Here is a 20,044-nt window from a genome sequence, read left to right as displayed (position 1 = left end):
ACCCACCCTACAGTTTTGCGGTGAAAAAACGGACAAATTATTTTGCAGAATTGCTTATTTTAACTCTTCACTCACTAATCTTCTCAAAATTTCCGTCACTTCAGTGGCCATCCGGGCGTCAATTTCTACTGCTTCGCGATCGAAGTTTCCTAATGCTCTCGCCCCGCGCAATGTCATCGCCACTGACATCGGCATTCCTTTGTAGGAAAATTGGGTAAAGCAGGTGTAAGTCAGTTCGGTACGCTTGCGACTGTTGCTATACCCAAATCCCATTTTCGAGAGAATCACGGGAGATTGAAGATTTTCGGTAATTCCCAGTTTGGCGATCGCCACATCCAGGTAACGGGAAATATCTTTCCCCAACGCCACAATAAATGGCTTTAAATTCTCCCACTCAATGGAAAATTGCGCCTCATGGGGCAGATGAAAGTGCCATCCCACCATTGACATTAACCGCGTTAAATCGTAAGCCGTCACCAAGTTTTCCCCCGGTTGAGTTTCCCGCTTTTTCGTTTCCGGGGCGGCGCTCAATATTTCCCGGTTTCCCTGACAGACTTTCGGCGATGCAATCAACGGTTCCTCGCCATAAAGTCCCTGGAATTCCGCATGATGATTTCCGGTGACGTTCATCATCCACTCTTCTAAACCCTGATAGGTTTGGAAACACTTAAACATTGCCGCGATCGCATTAGAACTGCCGATTTTTTCCTCATAGGTGACCACATCCTCAAACAGTTGCCACAAACTGAAACTTTTCTCCTCGCCCCGCACTTCACTGCTTTGCACGTCGGTTTTCAACTGAGAAAGTAAGTTGAGAATCGGAATAATTTTAGTCGCACTCCAAAACTGCTCTTTATCTAGGGCATTTCTACCCAACCAGCGCGCTTTCAACGGTCCCCCCGCCGATCCACCCACGCAGACACAAGCTTGTTTGATATCGGGATGAAGAAAATGTAAAGCTTGCTCATCAATCTCGGGAACTTCTCCCACATTCGGATAGGTTTTCGCCCCGGCTAATGCTAAAGTCGGTCGTTGGGTTAAGCGATTGGGATAATCCGATACCGCAGTGTGGTAAGGGGAGGTTTTAATTCCTTTGTCGAGAAATGCCAATTTCTGCGCGTTGAAGCCAGACTCTTGTTCGAGGAAATCTTGATAAACTTGTTCTCGGTTTTGTGCCATTGTTAGCATGTAGGTTTCGGTTAATAGAGTAAAAAATTCACTAATGAATTCCGGAATGGATTCGAGAGGAAATTCAAAATTCATGGTCAATGCACCTAAACAGAAAAAATCTTTCACCCGCAGAGCAAGGAAACCCTGGCAATGTACCCCAGACATTAGCCCCGATCGCCCCTGCAAAATTGCGATCGCCGACCAGTTTTTGAACTGACCCTTAGAAATATCCGGGCGACTAGAAGTCGCGACTGGGCAAACAAAGTCCGCCTGCGCGGACTAATTTTAATGCCGATGTTTGCTAGCCGGATTCCGCATTCTATTTTGCTTTCGGCGATTTGCCAATAAGGCTCTCTGCGATTATAGCCGGATTTCATCCCCCCTGCTTCTTGAATTTATTTTTTCTTCCTATTCCCTTAAAATATTTGAAAATTCACCATACTCGGAGTCACTTCAACGTGAAACGATTATTATTTATTACCGAAAGATTCCCCCCAGATATTGGCGGCGTAGCCAGAAGTGCCGATCGCATCACAGAAGCGCTCTGTCAACTGGGATTAAACGTCGATGTTTTGGTGTGGACGCGCTATTTGCAAGCAGGCGAAGTTGCCTTTCCCCACCGAGAAAATACCCCGGATATAGAGTCGCGCCAAATTTACCGCGTCGGGCGATATCGTCATTGGGATATGACCCTCAACCACACCATGAATCTGTTAGATTGGATGCAAGAAAACCATCCTTATGATGCCGTTTGGGGGCACTATCTTTTTCCAGCGGGATTTCTCGCCACTTGGTTTGCCGAATTAAACCACTTACCCTCCACGGTTAGCGCCAGGGGAAACGATATCGATCGCGGCATTTTTCCCCCGGGAGATTTTGCCCGCCTACAGTGGACTTTAGAGCGCGCTAGTTTGATTACCACCGTCAGTGCAGATTTGCAGAAAAAAATTCAATGTTTGACCCGACGGGATGATATTATTTTGCTGAAAAATGCGGTGGATACGCAGATATTTTCGCCCCCAGAAGACAGGCAAAACAGTTTGGATATGCGCCCCGATCGCCACGCGCTTGGCATCGGCGAAGATGAAGTGATTTTGGGCTTTTCCGGAGAGTTGCGCGAAAAGAAAGGTCAGCGGTTTTTATTCAGTGCCTTGAGTACCGTGCGACAGGTTTATCCCGCTTGTTTGTTAATTATCGGCGAAGTGCGCGAATCGCAAAAACCTGCCCTCCAATTGTATGGGGCAACCCACCCAGAAGACAGCGATCGCGTCATCATTACCGGACATTTAACTGATGGCAATTCTGTGGCCCAATACCTACAGCTTTGTGACCTTTTTCTCCTCCCTTCATTGTGGGAAGGAATGCCCAATTCCCTCCTCGAAGCAATGGCTTGCCAGTGCTGCTGTATTGCTAGCGATGCAGGCGGAATTCCCGAGGCGATCGAACATGGCAAAAATGGCTTTATTCTCTCGCGATCGCACCTGCATCATTTAGGCGATGCGATTTTAGAATCCTTGAAATTGCCCCCAGAAAACCGCCGCAAAATCGGCCAAGCCGCTCGCGATCGCATTTTAGCCGAGTTTTCCCCCGCCCAAGAAAAAGCCCGCCTGCAACAGGTCATCCACCGCTTAAATTCCGATTAATTCCAACCGACAATTTTAATTGTAGGAAACGGATGGTATTCCCAAGCGGTGATAAGCGGCAATTAAGGCATCGCCTGCTTGTTGCCAGGTGTAATGGGTTTCAATTCTTTGGCGGGCATTGCGCGCCAACCGGGCGGCGAATTGCGGTTGAGAATGGTACTCGACGATCGCATCTTTCAGGGAACCCGCCGAACCCGGTTTAACGAGTAGAAAATGCTCGCGATCGCCGCCAATTTCGCGCACCACGGGCAGATTGGTAGCAATGGTGGGGGTTGCGGTTGCCATTCCTTCCAGCACTTTTAGGGGGCAGCATCCTTGAATTAAATTGCGATCGTTGGGAGTTAAAGGGGCGACAATCGCATCGGCTTGATGAATCTGCTGCACTAAATTCCCTTGGGACATGGGCGATAAAATTCGCAGATTTTCGCTCACCCCTAATTTATTGGCCAGCTTTTGCAATCGTTCAATTTGCTGCGATCGCGCCTGTCCGATTGCCGTCAGTTTTGCCGGAAACCGTTCGTTAACCTGAGCTAATGCTTCGATTGCAATATTGACACCTTGCCAAGCAGAAAGAGTGCCAAAATAGATTAAATGATACGGGAAATTTTCCTCTAAATTCACCGCCGATGCTTGTTGTGGAGTTGGGGTAAAGATGTCTAAATCCACGCCGTTGGGAATCACGCAAATTTTTGCCCGGGGAACCTGTCGCCCTTCCAGATAATCCCGGGTGACGCCACTGGGGGTAATAATTAAATCCGCTGCATCCAGGCAGATTTGTTCTTGGGCGTGTAATTTTTGCAAGAGTTCGCGATCGTCTGCCACGGCGGGATAGCGATACTTGAGTTCGATAGAAGGTAGCCCGTTAACTTCAAAGATGAGGCGATCGCAGCATTTTTCTTTCTGCAAAGCAATCGGAAATCCCTCATAAATCGACCGAATATGCACCACGTCAAACCGTTTGTTTTTAAACCAACTGCCCAACATCGTGCGGAAATACATCACGCGATCGATGAGGGTTTTTCCCACCGCCGGTAACGCGGTTTGCATCACATTCGGGTAACGTTCTTGTGGATCCATAGCTTCCCAATTGGGAGAAACCGTCACCAGTTCGACATTGCCAAATGCAGCCCCTAACGCTCTAACAAAAGCAGCAATATGAATGGCTGCCCCTTTCGGTGCGGGTACGATATCGAAAGAAATGTAGGCAATTTGCGGCTGGTTCATCGTTGCGATCGTCCCTCGATTTGTTTCGCCCATCAACAGAGTCGCCAATCTGAAAACTCTAGTTTATAATAGGATGGCTCGATGCGGGACAGTTTACAAAAATTGATGATGTTTTGTTAAGTTTTTCACAACAATGCAGACCCTTCACTTAGGAGAATTTGCTTAGATTATGTCCATCGACCCAGACAAGTTGCTCGAAACCTTAACCTATAAAGCCACAGCACCTTCCTCAGAGATTTGCCAGGATTTGCATGACATCTCCAAGCTCGATCGCGTCGTCGAGAACAAGCAAGCCTTTTGGAACCGAGTTCGCAATATTGGCTTTGTGGGGGTTTTTCTGTGGTTTTTTGTCGCGTTTTTATTTTCCGGAGCCTTCCTTGCTGTTTTTATGATATTGTGGTTGGTCTTTTTGGGGCTGGCGATCGTCGGCTTGATTCAAGGGCATAACTATCACAAAAAAAATATCCCCAACCATCGCTATAGATTGGCAGAGAATTTTATCGACCTGCTCGATCGCGATCGGGACAAAAGTCACCCCCTGAGCATTCGTCTGATTTTGAGTCAACCCCTAGACGACAGCAAGAAAATCAGCACCGACCCCCATCCCACCCGTCGCGGGTGGAAAGTGGAGAGTTTTGAAGATAATTGGCTCGTCTTGCAGGGAGCTTTTGTGGATGGAACGGAATTTTTTATAAGTTCCACGGAAAATTTTCAAAGAAAATCCGGCACCAAGCGATCGCGCAGTGGAAAAACCAAATTTAAAAGCAAAATCAAATACAAAGGGGAGCAAATGGAACTGAGCTTAAACTTCCCCAAAAAGCGCTATGGCGGCATCAAAATTTTACAATATGACGCCAAAGGAGCCGTGCAACTTCCCAAAAATGCGCGCGTCAAGCGGTTAAAAGTTGCGGACAACAAAATGCAGCTCACCGTGAAACTCAAACCCGCATCCGAGGAGAGTATTTATCAAACGGTGACGATGATGTTAATGAGTTTGTATCAGGTGCTTAATTTAGCCCAAAAGCTGACAAAAAAAACCACGGCATAATGCCAGGAGTAGATGAAAATGAAACGGATTGTGAAAAGGGTTTTATCGGTGTCCCTGATTTCCGTGACCTTGTGTTTAGCAAGCTGTGGAAATAATGGCAATGCCCCCTCGCAAACGGACAACATGGCCAGTCCTAGCGTCCCCAGCGCGCCGACCCCGGAGGTGCCCAACCCGGACACCACCTTGAACAAAATTAAATTTAAACTCGATGGCGAGACCGAAGCTTTTTCGTTTAAATTTAAACCGGATGGGGCGAAATTGGTGGATGCCAGGGATGCCGAAATGGCGCGGCTAACCGTGGATGAAACGCAAAAAATCAAGATTAAAAATCCGGCAGATGAAGCGATCGGGTATGTGGTCAGCGAAAAAGGATATTGGAAGATAAAGAATGCCGACCAAACCCAGGAATTGTACGTGTTGCGGCGGCAAACCGATGGGGATTACAAGTTAGAGACGGGAAGCGATCGCCAAATTTACCGCATTAAAAAACGCGACTATGGCTACGAGATAGAAACCCCAGACAAACAATCGCTTTATAAAGTGAAGCTGAAAAATGGCAAACTATCTTTGAGAAATGCCAACGAGGAAACGGTTCTCTATACCAAAGACGACTTTTTGCCCATTGCCTTAGCCAGTTTTGGCTTTGACGAACTCACCCGCGAACAACAAGCCGCTTTGGCTTATGCGGTTTATCTTTCCGGAGGTTAACCCCGATGAAAATTCAGCTCGTTATCACCAATGTTTCCACCCAAGAAACGGAAACATTCCTGAGAGAAACGCCGATAGCCCTGGGTCGCGACCCGAATGCCATGCCCGGGGAAATTAACGGCGAATCGGTATCGCAGGTGGTGTTAAATGATGGGTTAGTCTCCGAGTATCACGCTGTCATTGAGGAAAATAACGGCGAAGCGATTGTGGTGGATTGTAATAGCAGCACCGGGATTGAAATCAATCGAGTGCAATTGCCAAGCAGCACCTTGGTGGATGGCGATCGCCTGCAAATCGGGTCCTACACTATTCTCGTACAAATCGGCAGTGGAATCACCGGCGACAACCGGGAAGGATGCAATCTGAAAGTCGGTTTTTTATTCAAACATCCCTGCGGGCGTCTCGACCCCACCGGTTGTCCGTATTGCGAAGGGGGTCAGCGCGATCGCGAGGTGGATTACCACGAATATTCATATTACTCAGGGTACGGGCGTTACGATAACTGGGGCAGCTACTATTACACCCACCGCCATTCCTACTGGTACGATCGCCACAGCGATCGGGTGGATTTTACCGAAGCGGATAACGAAGCCTTTGAAACCGAAAACGACACCGATTTTGAAACCGATATGGGAGCGAGTTAAAATAGAGAATTGAGAAGAGATAATTGAGAATTTTTCTCGTTCCCAGGTTGGGCCTGGGAACGAGTCAAAAAACAGCCCGCCTCGGCGGGCTAGGTTTGTATTTAGCCCTACCCTTGTTGGGTGCGGGGCTTTTTGAAAAAAACCGGGGGGTTCAAAGAGGGGATTGGCGAATCAAGGGGGATCACCACTTCAAAAACGCCGCATCTGGACCAATTTCGCGACGGATTTTGCCATCTTTTTCAAACCAGTCAATCACCTGCTGTGCCGTAAGTTCCTCCATCGGCACCGACAGATCTTGAGAGATATGCTTGAGCAGCTTTAAAGAAGAAATTGTCAATCGGGTTAGAAACTTTTCGTGGGAAGCGAGCAGCGCGCCATCAACAGCATAAGACTCTTCTGGGGTTAAAAACTGAGCGGAGGGTTGTTGAGGTTCCATGATTAAGGGGGGTGGAATTAGACAGCATGAATTGATGTCGCGAGGGGCGACAATATGAAATAATAGAATTTTGACTGTGGATTTTAAAATTAAAATCGGCAGTTATTTGTCGCGTGGCTGAGGAGTAATCAGATAGCCACACCGATGTTCCCCATCAATCATCCAGTAGGTGCGTTCCACCGTACAATCCGGGAGAATTGCGCCAAACATGTCCAACTCGTGACCGCAGACACTAGGGAAAGACTCAGCCACAGTAGAGATAGCGCAGTTGTGTTCGGTGAACATAAAGCGCTCGGCGATCGCATCCGGGGAGGATTCGACCGGATAATATTCTGCCATGTAGCCTTCTGCCTTGCGCAGTTCCACCAAAGCGGCGATCCGTTCTGCCAGAGAGCGATTGCCCAGGGCATTGCGATATTCCAGGGCCTTGCGTTCCCATTGTTTTCGCAAAATGGTGCTGACTTGATCTTGGCCCACAGTTTCCGCCAGGGTATCGAGCAGAGAGACGGCAAAATCATCGTAGCCACTGGGGAAGCGATCGCGACCCTTCGGGGTGAGTTCGTACTGATGCTGGGGGCGGCCCATGCCCACCTGCACCGTTTGATGCGCGATTAGCTTTTCCGCCTCCAAATCCTTTAAATGGCGGCGGATGGCTTGGGGGGTGATCGCCAAGACCTCAGCTAATTCCTGAGCTGTAGCCTGACCCTGCTTGAGTAAGTATTGCAGGATGTCCTCTTTTGTGGAAGGTTGGTGAGTAGTGGTCATCATCTTCCTCGGGGTTAAACGCCAAAACACTAAAAAAAATCAAATTTGGACTTTGACAACACGGATGTTGCTAAAATACCCTACAATGGAATTAAGCAACACTCGTGTTGTTTTAACCCTATTATATATAGACGGCGATCGCGAATGCCCATTTTCCGACAAAATCGGAAAGCGCGACGGTTGCCAGGACAAGCGGAAAGCCCCGCTTGCGCCGCCTGGAGCCTTCGTCCCCAGGCATCCGATCCCCAAGAAGTTAGCTGCTTAATATCAAATCGCATAATGAGTGCAGAAGAGAACCCCAAACAAGCCACAGACAAGAACCTAGAAGCCATGCGGCGCTTTTCGGAACAGTACGCGAAGCGCACGGGAACGTATTTCTGTGCCGATCTTGGCGTAACCTCTGTGGTGATCGAAGGACTCGCCAAGCACAAGGAAGAATTAGGTGCCCCCTTATGTCCTTGTCGCCACTACGAAGATAAAGAAGCCGAAGTCAAAGCAGCATACTGGAACTGCCCATGCATTCCCATGCGAGAGCGCAAAGAATGCCACTGCATGTTGTTTCTGACGCCAGACAACGACTTTGCCGGAGACCAACAAGAGATTGACTTCGAGCAAATTCGAGCGACCACGAATGAATACTGAAGAGAACCAAGCACAAAACGGCTAAAAGTCAACCCGTAGAAATACTTATTTTTTTTAAATCGGTTGACTGAATTGAGAACACCCGCCGCCGAAAAACCTGAAAAGAGAGAGAACACAATCACGCGAACTATGACTTCTACAGCAAAAACCTTAGTCAATCAACCCTACAAATACGGTTTCGTCACCGACGTCGAATCCGAGAGCATCCCTGCCGGTCTGAGCGAAGAGGTCGTGCGCTCCATCTGGGCTTTAAAAGAAGAGCCAGAATTCATGCTAGAATTTCGCCTCAAAGCCTATCGGCAGTGGGAAAAAATGCAGGAGCCGACCTGGCCCCACGTCCACTATCCGCCGATTAACTACCAAGATATCGTGTATTATTCGGCACCGAAGAAAAAGCCAAAACTGAATAGCATCGACGAGGTAGATCCTGCCATTCTCGAGACCTTCGAGAAACTAGGGATTCCCCTGTCCGAACAAAAGCGCCTGAGCAACGTAGCGGTTGACGCCGTATTCGATAGCGTCTCGATCGCCACCACCTTTAGAGAAAAACTCGCCGAAGCCGGGGTCATCTTCTGCTCCATCTCCGAAGCGGTACACGAATACCCCGAACTGGTGAAAAAATATCTTGGCAGCGTAGTGCCCGTGGGGGATAACTACTTCGCCGCCCTCAACTCCGCCGTATTTAGCGATGGCTCCTTCGTCTACATTCCCAAAGGAGTCACCTGCCCGATGGAACTGTCCACCTACTTCCGGATCAACAACGGCGAGTCGGGTCAGTTCGAGCGCACCTTAATTATCGCCGAAGAAAAGAGTTCCGTGTCCTACCTGGAAGGCTGCACCGCCCCCATGTTCGACACCAACCAACTGCACGCCGCCGTAGTGGAACTGGTGGCACTCGATGACGCCGACATCAAATATTCCACGGTGCAAAACTGGTACGCCGGGGATGAAAATGGTAAAGGTGGCATTTACAACTTCGTCACCAAGCGCGGATTGTGCAAAGGGAAAAACTCGAAAATTTCCTGGACCCAAGTAGAAACCGGTTCGGCAATTACCTGGAAATATCCCAGTTGCGTATTAGTCGGCGATAACTCCGTGGGAGAATTCTACTCCGTGGCGCTGACGAACAACAAACAACAAGCCGATACCGGCACCAAAATGATCCATATCGGCAAAAATACCCGCAGCACGATTATTTCCAAAGGAATTTCTGCCGGCAACTCCGCCAATAGCTATCGCGGGTTGGTGAAAATGGGACCGAAAGCCAAAGGCGCGCGCAACTATTCCCAGTGTGACTCGATGCTGATTGGCGATAACGCCGAGGCGAATACGTTCCCCTACATCCAGGTGGAAAACGAAACCGCCAAGGTCGAACATGAAGCATCCACCTCCAAGATTGGAGAAGATCAACTGTTTTACTTCGCCCAGCGCGGCGTCTCGGCGGAAGATGCAGTGTCGATGATGATTAGCGGATTCTGCAAGGATGTGTTTAACCAGCTACCGATGGAATTCGCCGTGGAAGCCGATCGCCTATTGAGCCTGAAATTAGAAGGCAGCGTGGGTTAAAACCACTTCCTGTTTTGCCCGGTTTCCCGCATCGGGGGAACCGGGCAACCAAACCGATCGCCATAGCACAATTGTCAAATCATCGAGGAGATAATGATTAACGAAAACAGCGAAGTGATTCTGTCCGTTCGCGATTTAACGGCGAATGTGGATGGCAATCAAATTATTAACGGTTTTAATTTAGAAATTAAAGCCGGAGAAATTCATGCCATCATGGGACCGAATGGTTCCGGTAAGAGTACCTTTTCTAAAGTATTGTCCGGTCATCCAGCCTATGAAGTAACTGGCGGCGAGGTAATTTTTAAAGGAAAAAATCTGCTGGAATTGGAACCGGAAGAGCGCGCCCGGGAAGGAGTGTTTTTGGCATTTCAATATCCCCTAGAAATTCCGGGGGTCAGCAATCTGGATTTCTTGCGCGTGGCGTATAATGCCCACCGCAAGCATGAAGGGTTGGAAGAACTCGATTCGTTTGATTTTGACGAGTTAATCCAAGAAAAGCTCGAAATTGTCAAGATGTCGCCGACATTTTTGAGCCGCAGTTTGAACGAAGGATTTTCTGGCGGCGAGAAAAAGCGCAATGAAATTTTACAAATGGCGCTGTTAGAGCCGAAGCTGGCCATCTTGGACGAAACGGATTCCGGATTGGATATCGACGCGCTCAAGATTGTGGCCAATGGAGTGAATCAGTTAGCCTCGGCAGAGAATGCGATGCTGGTGATTACTCACTATCAGCGGTTGTTGAATTATATCGTGCCGGATTACGTCCACGTGATGGAAGGCGGTCGCATTCTCACCAGTGGCACGAAAGAACTGGCGCTGGAATTGGAAGAGCGCGGGTATGACTGGGTGCTAGAAGCCGATCGGGCTAAGGTAGGTGTGTAATGACCGCTGAGGTTTCGAGTAAGCCAAAGGTGTCTTATCTGGACAATCTGCTGCGTCAGGCGTTTAACGGTGCGGCGCGGGTGATTCCGCAAGACTGGGGCATCGCGGCACCGACGGCGGCATGGTTGCAGCAGGTGCGCGATAATGCGGGAACCTGGGTGCGCGAGTTAGCGATGCCCACGAAAAAGGATGAGGAATGGCGGTTTACGGATATTTCGCCTTTATTGGCGGTGGATTTCGAGACTGCGCCGACGGTAGAGTTGCCGAAAGCAGCGATCGCGCCATTTGAATTACCGGAAGTGGCAGACAGCCGCTTGGTCTTCGTCAATGGCGTGTATGCCCCGCACCTGTCCGAGGTGTCCGGATTGCCGGATAGCGTGTTTGTGGGCAATCTGGGACAATTGACCCAGGGGCAACGCGATCGCCTACCGGAATATTTGGCCCAAGTAGAGGGAGGCAAAGAAATCTTTACCGCCCTCAATACCGCCGGGTTAACCGATGCGGCGGTGGTCTGGGTGGCCAAAAATGCGATCGTGGACACCCCGATTCACCTGCTCTTCGTCAGTGTCAAAGGCGAGAAAGCCGCCCTGGTGCAGCCTCGCACCTTGGTGGTGGCCGAAGGGGGCAGCGATTGTACCCTGATTGAAGAGTATCTGGTTGCCGGGGAAGAGTGGTGTCACGCCCAGGGGAAACAACCCTATTTTACCAATGCGGTGACGGAATTCTGGCTGGCAGACAATGCCCGGGTGAATCACGCGCGAATACAGCGTGAGGCGAGCGACTCCTTCCATATCGGCAAAACCGCGATCGCCCAAGGGCGAGACAGCCAATATACCTGCACGGCAGTCTCCACCGGCGCGAAGCTCTCGCGGCACAATCTGGAAATGTTCCAAAAAGGCGAAGGCACTTATACCACCCTCAATGGCTTGACCTGCGCCGAAGGGGAACAAGTGGCCGATACTCACAGCGCCCTCGCCCTCAACTACCCCCACGGGAACAGCACCCAACTGCACAAGTGCATTATCGGCGATCGCGCCCATACCATCTTTAACGGCAAAATCTTCGTTCCCAAACCCGCGCAAATGACTGACGCCAGTCAGCTCAACCGCAACTTGTTGCTCTCCCCCAAAGCGCGCGTCAACACCAAACCGCAACTAGAAATCACCGCCGATAACGTCAAGTGCGCCCACGGTGCCACTGTCAGCCAACTAGAAGATGACGAACTCTTCTACCTGCAAAGTCGCGGTTTAGATGCGACCACCAGTCGCAATTTGCTCATCGATGGGTTTGCCGGAGAAATTATCGACCATTTGCCGATAAAATCCTTGAAAACCCATCTGTCTCGCTGTATTGCTTGCCGCGCATAGGGAGAATTTTCCCCGGGTAACAGGGCAAGTCTGAGTTCAACTTTCCCTGACATTTGACCCACCCCCCCATCCCCCCGAAAGAATCAATTTCCGGAGAAACTTCCCGACTCGGAAGTCTCTCCCGGGGGGAAATTCCATTCCCGAGGGCTTCCTGCTTTTTCCCCGTAAATTCATTCTTGAGGCTGATAGCGCAACTTGGTTAAAACCCCCTAAACCTGAAAAAAACTACACTAACTCCTTATAATTTCTTCAGTCCTCCTCAAGAGGAATTGAGCGCTTAGCCTTCCGGGTTTTAACCCAGGGATGAGGAGTTTAACCCTCGATTCAATTCACCCTTTATTGTTTATCGTTCCTTCTTGAATCCCATGATAGCCACAACCGAAAAAACCTTAGCCGACCGAGTGCGCGACGACTTTCCGATTTTAAAGCAAGACATCAACGAGCAACCGTTGGTGTACTTGGATAATGCCGCCACCTCGCAAAAACCCGTGCAGGTTCTCGACACCCTGCGCCGCTATTATCATCTCGACAATGCCAACGTTCACCGAGGCGTCCATACCCTCAGTTCTCGCGCCACCGATGCCTATGAAGGGGCGAGAGAAAAAATTGCCTTCTTTGTGAATGCCGCCTCAGAAAAAGAAATTATCTACACCCGCAATGCCAGCGAAGGAATTAATTTGGTGGCCAATACTTGGGGGGCGAGCAATATCCGCGAGGGGGATGAAATTATCCTCACGGTGATGGAACACCACAGCAATTTAGTGCCCTGGCAAATTCTGGCGCAAAAAACCGGGGCAGTGTTGAAGTTTGTCGAACTGACGGAAACCGAAGAGTTCGACATGGAGCAATATAAATCCCTGCTCTCGGAGAAGACAAAATTGGTTGGGGCGGTTCATGTTTCTAATACCTTGGGCTGCATTAATCCGGTGAAAGAAATTGCCGCTTTAGCCCACGAATGGGGGGCGAAGGTGTTGATTGATGCCTGTCAAAGTACGCCTCACATGAAAATCGACGTGCAAGACCTGGATTGCGATTGGTTGGTGGCGTCGGGTCACAAAATGTGCGCCCCTACCGGGATCGGGTTTTTGTATGGGAAGTTGGATTTGCTGCGATCGATGCCGCCGTTTTTGGGCGGTGGCGAGATGATTGCCGATGTGTTTTTAGACCATTCTACCTACGCCGACGTGCCCCATCGCTTTGAAGCGGGAACGCCGGCGATCGGGGAAGCGGTTGCCCTGGGGGCGGCGATCGACTATATCAGCAGTATCGGCATGGAGCAAATCGAAGCTTACGAACAATATCTCACTAAGTATCTATTCGAGCGGTTAAACCAAATTTCGGAAGTGCGAGTGTACGGACCGCAACCGAAGCCCGATGGTTCTGGGAGAGCGGCGTTAGCCTCCTTTACCTGCGGTAGCGTTCACCCCCACGACCTTTCGACTATTTTAGACCGCGCCGGGGTCGCTATCCGCGCCGGACACCACTGCACTCAACCCCTACACCGCGCGATCGGGGCACAGTCCACTGCCCGGGTGAGTGTATATTTCTACAACACTCGCGAAGAAATCGACGTGTTTATCGCAGCGCTGAAAGAGGCGATCGAGTTTTTCAGCGGCATATTTAGTTAATTCAAATGGCTGGGCTTCCGCCCAGCCATCAGGCGAAGCACAAGGGCGTCAACAAGTCCCGGCGCGATCGCATTTTGTGACGCAGTGAGGCAACCCGCAGATGATAGCAACCAATCGGATTCCCGGAGAACAAAAAACTGTCCTCAAACCGATTAGCTGGCAAACCTTTACCGCTTTGCTACAAGAAACTGGTGAGGATCGCGGTTCTCGATGGGCTTATGATGGAGAACAACTCGAAATTATGACGCCTCTTTTAGAACACGAAAGCTATAAGAGCAATCTGGGAAATTTTGTCCTTGCCTTAGCGGAAGAATTAAACCGGGAACTCAAAAGTGCAGGGTCGATGACTCTGAAGCAAGAAGCGTTAGAAAAAGGCATCGAACCGGATAATTGCTATTATATCCAAAGCGAACCTGTGGTTAGAGGCAAGCAAAAACTCAATTTAGAAACCGATCCGCCACCGGATTTAGCGATTGAAGTGGATCTGACCCACAGTTCTATCAATAAGTTGGGCATTTACGCGGCGCTGCAAGTTCCGGAACTGTGGCGATATAACCGAGGGGTTTTGACGTTTTATCAGCTTGTCGAGGGAGAATATGTAGAGCGGGAATTGAGCGTTGCCTTTCCGGTGGTCTCGGTGCGCGATTTGGCGCGGTTTGTCGAGGAAAGTCAAACCAGCGGCGAAATTGCTGCGCTCAAAGCGTTTCGCAGTTGGGTGCGGGAGAAACTCCACGAAAGGGGCAGTTCTTAACCCCAGGGTTTGTCTGTTGATTGGCGATCGTCCGGGTTTGCCTCGCCCCCCCCTCTTGTAGAGACGCGATTCATCGCATCTGCTTCGGGGACTGGTGGGTACCCAACTCTAACACCAAAATCGAAAAATGGTAGAAGTTTTGGCCGGATAAAATTCCGGGTTGTAAAAAAAATATTAATTTTTCGCCTTTTTTATCAAAAATCCAATACAATTAGACAAATTAAAATGGAAATTTAGCCACCGCGAAGCGAAAGGGGTTTGTTTGGGGGGCAACGTTCTGCGGGTGGCTTTTTTATGGTACTGGAAAACCCTGCTTATGCTGTTCCAACTTCCTCGCCTTAGTGTTTTAGTGACGGCAACGATCCTGTTCTCTCTCCCCGGCGCACAGGGGTGGGGTATGCCGCCATCGGGAGATGCTTTGAGTGACAATGCCGATCGCCCATCGGCGCAGGTGCCGCGAGAGGTGTTAGAATTTGATGCGGGGATGCTGTTTCAACAGGGTCGATCGCAGTTATCCCAGGGCAAGTATGAAGACGCCTTGCAAACCTTCGAGAACTATCTGGAAGTGGTGCAAAAGTTGGGCGATCGCGAAGCAGAAGGAATTGCCCGGTATTATATCGGGTGGGCGCGGGCAAATCTCAGCGAATATCAAGCGGCATTAAGCGTGACCGAGCAAGCATTAGCCATTTTTCAAGACTTGGGGGAGGAAGGTTGGCAAGGAAACAGTTTTAACTTAATTGCTTCTATTTATGAGAGTATCGGGCAGTATGAAAATGCCTTAGAGTTTTACGATCGCTCGTTGGCTATTTATCAACAAATCGGCGATCCGTTAGGGGAAGCGACCAGTCTCAATAACATCGGTCTCCTTTACCGAGGGTTGGGACAACTGGAAAAAGCCCTGGATTTCTACCGCCGCTCTCTGGCGATTTTAGAAGCGATAGACGAACCGCGATCGCAAGCGGTTAGCCTGAATAATATCGGCTACCTTTATTCCGAACTGGGAGACTACGAAAAAGCCTTGGAGCTTTACGAGAAATCCTTGGCGATCGACAGGGAATTGGGGTATAAACCCGGACAAGCGAATGTGTTAAGCAACATGGCGTCAGCATACCACAGTTTGGGGGAATACGACAAAGCGCTGCAGTTGTACGAAGACTCGTTAACCCTGGAAAAAGAGATGGAAAATTTGGCAGGGTTTAGCCCGACCCTGCACGGGATGGGAAATGTTTATCTCGATCGCGGCAACTACGAAAAAGCGTTAGAGTATTACGAAGAAGCCTTAGAAATCGAAACCGAACTCGGCGATCGCATTTGGCAAGCGTGGAGCCTCGATCGGATTGGGTTGGCGCTGCTGCGGGCCGGGGACTTCGCCGCTGCAAGTGAGAAACTGTGGCGGGCGATCGCCGTCTGGGAATCCCTGCGCCCCTCGCTGACTGACGATAACAAAGTATCTCTGTTTGAGAAACAAGCGGATACCTATCTCTATCTGCTCGAATCGCTGATTGCCCAAAATCGAGCCGAAGACGCCTTAGAAATCGCCGAACGCAGTCGGGCGCGGGCATTTGTGGAACTGATCGCCTCGCGGATTGCGGAAGACTCTAAAGCGGCGATCGCCGCCGAACCGCCCACCGTGGAACAAATCAAAGCCATTGCCCAAGCGCAAAAGGCCACCTTAGTCACCTATGCCCTGGGATTGTCCGAGTTGTATATTTGGGTGATTCAGCCCCAGGGAACGGTATCGTTTCGCTCCGTGGATCTCGCCGAACTGGATCTGTCCATCGAAGATTCTGCCGAGCGATCGCGCGTTGCGGCGGCAACCGGAATCAGTCGCGGCACCGAATGGCCCACCCGCGCGGTGACTTCCGCAGTACGCGGCACTCGCGACGCCATGCAACTGAACGCGGAACGTCTGGTTTCTCCGGCACAGTTGGAAACCGAACCCACCCGGCGACTGATTCCGAGACTATATAAAAGTTACCAGCTCCTCATCGAACCGATCGCCGATTTGCTGCCTGAAAATCCCAGCGATCGGGTTATCTTCATCCCGCAAGGGGCGCTGTTTTTAATTCCCTTCCCCGCCTTGCAAGACAAACAAGGTACCTATTTAATCGAAAACCATACCATTCTCACCGCCCCTTCCATTCAGGTACTCGACCTCACCCGTCAGCAACGGCAACAAAATTCCCCGCAGACCTCACCCACCACTGGAGAGGATACGTTAGTGGTGGGCAATCCCACCATGCCCAGCATTCCCCTAGAGTTAGGGGAAGCGCCAGTCCCCTTAGAACCGTTACCCGGTGCGGAAGCAGAAGCGATCGCCATTGCCCAGCTATTGGCAACCGAAGCCATCATCGGCGATGCCGCCACCGAAGCAGCAATTGTGAGAAAAATGCCCCACGCAAGTATCATCCATCTAGCCACCCACGGCTTACTCGACGAACTCGAACACCTGGGATTTGGCATTCCCGGGGCGATCGCCTTAGCCTCCCTCGGCGAAACCCCAGACGGAACCCCCGCCACCGAAGATGGGTTTCTCACGTCCGGGGAAATCCTGGATTTAAACCTGAAGGCTTCTCTCGTCGTGCTGAGTGCCTGCAACACCGGCAGAGGCAACATTACCGGGGATGGCGTTATCGGGTTGTCTCGTGCTTTTATTTCTGCCGGCGTGCCCAGTGTGGTGGTGTCTCTCTGGGCCGTCCCCGACGCACCCACCGCCGAGTTAATGACCGAATTTTATCGGCAAATGCGGGACCGACCCGATAAGGCGATCGCCTTGCGAGAAGCGATGCTCTACACAATGGCACAATATCCCCATCCGCGAGATTGGGCGGGGTTTACCTTGATTGGAGAAGCGGAATAATTGACAGATAACATCGCCGATTGTTTCAATTTGCTTGCACCCAAAAAGTTGCCCCCCGGCGCAACTTCAATGTTTGAGGCGATAGCCGAGTCCATACACCGTTTCGATCGCCAGGGGGCAGTTATTGTCCGCTAGCTTGCGGCGCAACAGTCGGATCTGTGCCGCCACCACATTGCTTCCCGGTTCTGTGCCCCATTCCCATAACTGGGCTAAAATTTGGTCGCGATTGACAATTTGATTCGGGTGTCTCATAAAATATTCGAGTAACTGAAATTCTTTATTGGTTAAAGCGATCGGCACCGATTCACTGGGGGTTTTTTGGTGATAAAGAGTGCGACTGCCATAATCTAAGGTCAGATTGTCTAACTGTAGTTGCTGGGGTTGGATTTGAGGCGATCGCCGCTGCAGCGCCCGCAACCGCGCCAACAATTCCGCCATTCCAAATGGCTTCACTAAATAATCATCCGCACCAGCATCTAACCCCGCCACTTTATCGGCTTCTGTATCTTTTGCGGTGAGCATCAACACCGGTAATGAGTTTTTCCGGTCTCGCAGTCGCTTGCACAATTCCAGTCCCGATAAACCGGGCAGTAACCAATCGAAAATGGCCAAGGTATATTCCGTCCACTGACTTTCTAAATACCCCCAGGCATCGGTACCATTTTGCACCCAGTCCACAATATAAGCCTCGTGGGTCAGGGTGCGCTTAATTGCCGCCCCTAAATCCGGCTCATCTTCCACTAACAAAACTCTCATACTAATTTTTCCTGACTTAATCTCCGGCGAATGCCCTTAGCTCAATTAATCAGTCAAGGGCAGTAAGCAATGGATAGAGCAGTTTTCATGTAAGTAAGGTGTTGAATGGTTTCTAAATTTCCGCCCATGACAGATGTGGGCGGCGTGCTTTCCCTACATGAAAAATGCGCTCTTGGCGAGATAATTATAAACGAAATCGAGATGAGCGGAGACAGAAAAAGCTGGATCGAAACATTGCAGTACAGGAATCGGTAGTATTTCCTCCAGGAAACCCACCGATTCCATCAATGGGATTTAAAAGCATCCCCAACCCGATTGGCGCTCTGGCTTAAAACAACAGTCGCAGACCGCCAACCACTGCGAAATTATCCACGTCTTCTCCTTCTTCTCGTGCAAAGTCGGCAGTTTCGCCAAACTTGCGGCTCCAAGAAATTCCCGCATAGGGTGCAAATTCACGGGTAATTTCATACCGCATTCGCAGTCCTAAATCGATATCATTCAGACCGGAACCTACACCGAAATCCGCGACTTTCTGGGCAGAAACATTGACTTCAAATTCCGGCTGCAATATCAATCTTTGGGTGAGCAGCAGTTTATATTCGGCAGAAAATCGCGCCGAAACATCGCCATTTTCACTGACAAATAGCGCCGCATCAACCTCGAACATGTAAGGGGTTAAGCCTTGAACGCCAATCACCGCAAAGCCACGACCGCGATCGCCTTCCGAACCATAAAGTCTATCGTACCGCAGACCGGCCTGCACATCCCAGAAAGGGGCAACGAGCTGACCGTAAAGAAGCTGAACTTCAGCTTCACCGCCCGTGTCTTCCACGAGAGCCACCTCACCTTCAGTTTTCAACCAAAGCCGGCGGTAGTCGCCACCAACCCAACCTAATCCTTCCCAATTAAAGGAAGCTTCTCCCTCGTTGTTGCGAGATTCAAATTGCTCGATGAGTAAGGACCAATAAGTTCGACTATCATTGACGGGTAAAGGCCAGTCTTCTTGCGCGGTATCGTTAGGGATTTCTACAGGAGTTGTCAGGGTTTCTGGGCGATTTTCCCCTAGGGGTAAGAGCAATTCTGCGCCCTGGACTTGTGGGCGTGTTTCCCGATTAAATCCTCGGTTTTCTTGCTGCTGGTTTGTCACAAGCCAGCCTGGGTTTTTCCCGGTGTCATTCGCGGTTTCTACGGTGGAGTAAATGGTTTCAAATCCCGGGGGTTTTATCCCGGAGGGGGGGTGTTCTTCTGCCCGCATGTGCGGGGCGTAACTCATCAAGCTGAGAAGAGAAATTAACCCTGCCACAAGAGAGGGGAAATCTGTGCTTCGGAATTTCATTAGCTAGCCTCCACCGGGCGATCGACCACAGCGATCGTGCGGAACATTCCCGCCTTCATGTGATAAAGCAGGTGGCAGTGAAATGCCCAGTTACCCGGTGCATCCACGGTGACTTCTACGGAACAGCGTTCGGCAGGTTTGACGTTGACCACGTGCTTGCGAGGTTTATACTCACCCGCGCCATTGTCCAGTTCCATCCACATGCCGTGCAGGTGAATGGGATGTTCCATCATGGTGTCGTTGACAAAGGTCAGCCGCAATCGTTCCCCGTTGTAGAAGGTAATTTCTGGGGAGTCGGAATACTTCTTGCCATCAAACGACCACATATATCGTTCCATATTCCCGGTGAGGTGGAGTTCGATTTCTCGTTCGGGTTCCCGTGGGTCGTAACCGGGCTTCACGCTGCGTAAATCGGTGTAGACCAGTACGCGGTGGGTATCCGTACTCTCTAAGCCGATTCCCGGTTCGTGCAGCCGACTTCCCACCATCATCGGCTTCCCGACGTTGCCCGGACCGTGAGCGTCTGGGCCGTGCATGACGCCCTCGCTGTGAGACATACCATGTTGCGAATGTGCCTCATTGCCGTGAGACATACTATGTTGCGAATGTGCCTCCTCG

18 protein-coding genes are annotated in these 20,044 nt (G+C 50.4%); 11 read left to right on the top strand and 7 right to left on the bottom strand.

What is annotated here, in order from left to right; all coding sequences use genetic code 11:
* Positions 1–54: 54 nt before the first annotated feature.
* A complete protein-coding gene (locus AC0QH1_RS21655; protein WP_324633405.1) occupies positions 55–1,263 on the bottom strand; it encodes a hypothetical protein in 1,209 nt (402 codons plus the stop codon).
* 365 nt (positions 1,264–1,628) lie between these two features.
* Between AC0QH1_RS21655 and AC0QH1_RS21650 the strand changes: the two genes are divergently transcribed.
* The gene (locus AC0QH1_RS21650) at positions 1,629–2,813 is read left to right on the top strand and encodes a glycosyltransferase family 4 protein (RefSeq protein WP_324633404.1); all 1,185 of its coding nucleotides are present in this window, start codon (positions 1,629–1,631) and stop codon (positions 2,811–2,813) included.
* Positions 2,814–2,828: 15 nt separating this feature from the next.
* Here the strand turns inward: AC0QH1_RS21650 and AC0QH1_RS21645 are convergent, their stop codons facing one another.
* Positions 2,829–4,070, bottom strand: a complete 1,242-nt coding sequence (locus tag AC0QH1_RS21645; RefSeq protein ID WP_324633403.1) for a glycosyltransferase family 4 protein — start codon at positions 4,068–4,070, stop codon at positions 2,829–2,831.
* A gap of 136 nt (positions 4,071–4,206) precedes the next feature.
* On the opposite strand from AC0QH1_RS21645, the gene AC0QH1_RS21640 reads away from it, so the two are divergent.
* The 3 genes from AC0QH1_RS21640 to AC0QH1_RS21630 are packed head-to-tail and all read left to right on the top strand — an operon-like array spanning position 4,207 to position 6,437.
* Positions 4,207–5,085 carry a hypothetical protein gene (locus tag AC0QH1_RS21640; protein WP_324633402.1) on the top strand — a complete coding sequence of 293 codons (879 nt, stop codon included), beginning with the start codon at positions 4,207–4,209 and terminating at the stop codon, positions 5,083–5,085.
* An 18-nt stretch (positions 5,086–5,103) separates the two neighbouring features.
* Complete coding sequence (locus AC0QH1_RS21635; RefSeq protein ID WP_324633400.1) at positions 5,104–5,793, top strand: hypothetical protein; 690 nt, start codon at positions 5,104–5,106, stop codon at positions 5,791–5,793.
* A gap of 5 nt (positions 5,794–5,798) precedes the next feature.
* A complete protein-coding gene (locus AC0QH1_RS21630; RefSeq protein ID WP_324633399.1) occupies positions 5,799–6,437 on the top strand; it encodes an FHA domain-containing protein in 639 nt (212 codons plus the stop codon).
* Between the two features lie 181 nt (positions 6,438–6,618).
* On the opposite strand, the gene AC0QH1_RS21625 is transcribed toward AC0QH1_RS21630, so the two are convergent.
* Together AC0QH1_RS21625 and sufR are read right to left on the bottom strand one after the other, a co-directional pair.
* Positions 6,619–6,873: a hypothetical protein gene (locus AC0QH1_RS21625; protein ID WP_324633398.1), complete on the bottom strand. Its 255-nt coding sequence runs from the start codon at positions 6,871–6,873 to the stop codon at positions 6,619–6,621.
* Between the two features lie 102 nt (positions 6,874–6,975).
* Complete coding sequence (gene sufR / locus AC0QH1_RS21620) at positions 6,976–7,641, bottom strand: iron-sulfur cluster biosynthesis transcriptional regulator SufR (RefSeq protein ID WP_324633397.1); 666 nt, start codon at positions 7,639–7,641, stop codon at positions 6,976–6,978.
* Positions 7,642–7,917: 276 nt separating this feature from the next.
* On the opposite strand from sufR, the gene AC0QH1_RS21615 reads away from it, so the two are divergent.
* The 7 genes from AC0QH1_RS21615 (at position 7,918) to AC0QH1_RS21585 (ending at position 17,334) form a co-directional block, all read left to right on the top strand.
* On the top strand, positions 7,918–8,280 hold the full coding sequence (locus AC0QH1_RS21615) for a ferredoxin-thioredoxin reductase catalytic domain-containing protein (protein WP_324633396.1): 363 nt from the start codon (positions 7,918–7,920) through the stop codon (positions 8,278–8,280).
* Positions 8,281–8,409: 129 nt separating this feature from the next.
* Positions 8,410–9,846: a Fe-S cluster assembly protein SufB gene (gene sufB / locus AC0QH1_RS21610; protein ID WP_324633394.1), complete on the top strand. Its 1,437-nt coding sequence runs from the start codon at positions 8,410–8,412 to the stop codon at positions 9,844–9,846.
* Positions 9,847–9,939: 93 nt separating this feature from the next.
* Positions 9,940–10,728, top strand: coding sequence for a Fe-S cluster assembly ATPase SufC (sufC, locus tag AC0QH1_RS21605; protein ID WP_324633393.1), 789 nt, complete (start codon positions 9,940–9,942; stop codon positions 10,726–10,728).
* Entirely contained in the window at positions 10,728–12,095 is a 1,368-nt protein-coding gene (gene sufD, locus AC0QH1_RS21600; RefSeq protein WP_324633392.1) for a Fe-S cluster assembly protein SufD, read from the top strand. The genes sufC and sufD overlap by 1 nt, the downstream gene beginning before the upstream one ends.
* Positions 12,096–12,460: 365 nt before the next feature.
* Positions 12,461–13,723: a SufS family cysteine desulfurase gene (locus AC0QH1_RS21595; RefSeq protein WP_324633391.1), complete on the top strand. Its 1,263-nt coding sequence runs from the start codon at positions 12,461–12,463 to the stop codon at positions 13,721–13,723.
* A 100-nt stretch (positions 13,724–13,823) separates the two neighbouring features.
* Complete coding sequence (locus AC0QH1_RS21590; protein WP_324633390.1) at positions 13,824–14,474, top strand: Uma2 family endonuclease; 651 nt, start codon at positions 13,824–13,826, stop codon at positions 14,472–14,474.
* A gap of 349 nt (positions 14,475–14,823) precedes the next feature.
* On the top strand, positions 14,824–17,334 hold the full coding sequence (locus tag AC0QH1_RS21585) for a CHAT domain-containing protein (RefSeq protein WP_324633389.1): 2,511 nt from the start codon (positions 14,824–14,826) through the stop codon (positions 17,332–17,334).
* Between the two features lie 66 nt (positions 17,335–17,400).
* Here the strand turns inward: AC0QH1_RS21585 and rppA are convergent, their stop codons facing one another.
* The 3 genes from rppA to AC0QH1_RS21570 form a co-directional block, all read right to left on the bottom strand.
* Positions 17,401–18,090 (bottom strand): two-component system response regulator RppA, encoded by a 690-nt coding sequence (gene rppA, locus AC0QH1_RS21580; protein WP_324633387.1) that lies wholly within the window; start codon positions 18,088–18,090, stop codon positions 17,401–17,403.
* A gap of 328 nt (positions 18,091–18,418) precedes the next feature.
* Entirely contained in the window at positions 18,419–19,426 is a 1,008-nt protein-coding gene (locus tag AC0QH1_RS21575; protein ID WP_324633386.1) for a copper resistance protein B, read from the bottom strand.
* Positions 19,426–20,044, bottom strand: a 619-nt coding sequence (locus AC0QH1_RS21570) for a multicopper oxidase domain-containing protein (protein WP_324633385.1), incomplete at its 5' end; no start/stop codon positions are given. The genes AC0QH1_RS21575 and AC0QH1_RS21570, both read right to left, overlap by 1 nt.

The sequence above is a fragment of the Phormidium sp. CCY1219 genome, assembly GCF_055795085.1.
This window is presented reverse-complemented; position numbering and strand designations above follow the sequence as displayed.

Coding starts and splice junctions, on each gene's coding strand:
- AC0QH1_RS21640 (WP_324633402.1), top strand. CDS start 4,207: ATGTCCATCGACCCAGACAAGTTGCTCGAAACCTTAACCTATAAAGCC.
- AC0QH1_RS21645 (WP_324633403.1), bottom strand. CDS start 4,070: ATGGGCGAAACAAATCGAGGGACGATCGCAACGATGAACCAGCCGCAA.
- AC0QH1_RS21590 (WP_324633390.1), top strand. CDS start 13,824: ATGATAGCAACCAATCGGATTCCCGGAGAACAAAAAACTGTCCTCAAA.
- AC0QH1_RS21595 (WP_324633391.1), top strand. CDS start 12,461: ATGATAGCCACAACCGAAAAAACCTTAGCCGACCGAGTGCGCGACGAC.
- AC0QH1_RS21575 (WP_324633386.1), bottom strand. CDS start 19,426: ATGAAATTCCGAAGCACAGATTTCCCCTCTCTTGTGGCAGGGTTAATT.
- AC0QH1_RS21630 (WP_324633399.1), top strand. CDS start 5,799: ATGAAAATTCAGCTCGTTATCACCAATGTTTCCACCCAAGAAACGGAA.
- AC0QH1_RS21615 (WP_324633396.1), top strand. CDS start 7,918: ATGAGTGCAGAAGAGAACCCCAAACAAGCCACAGACAAGAACCTAGAA.
- rppA (WP_324633387.1), bottom strand. CDS start 18,090: ATGAGAGTTTTGTTAGTGGAAGATGAGCCGGATTTAGGGGCGGCAATT.
- sufC (WP_324633393.1), top strand. CDS start 9,940: ATGATTAACGAAAACAGCGAAGTGATTCTGTCCGTTCGCGATTTAACG.
- AC0QH1_RS21655 (WP_324633405.1), bottom strand. CDS start 1,263: ATGAATTTTGAATTTCCTCTCGAATCCATTCCGGAATTCATTAGTGAA.
- sufR (WP_324633397.1), bottom strand. CDS start 7,641: ATGATGACCACTACTCACCAACCTTCCACAAAAGAGGACATCCTGCAA.
- AC0QH1_RS21625 (WP_324633398.1), bottom strand. CDS start 6,873: ATGGAACCTCAACAACCCTCCGCTCAGTTTTTAACCCCAGAAGAGTCT.
- AC0QH1_RS21635 (WP_324633400.1), top strand. CDS start 5,104: ATGAAACGGATTGTGAAAAGGGTTTTATCGGTGTCCCTGATTTCCGTG.
- sufD (WP_324633392.1), top strand. CDS start 10,728: ATGACCGCTGAGGTTTCGAGTAAGCCAAAGGTGTCTTATCTGGACAAT.
- sufB (WP_324633394.1), top strand. CDS start 8,410: ATGACTTCTACAGCAAAAACCTTAGTCAATCAACCCTACAAATACGGT.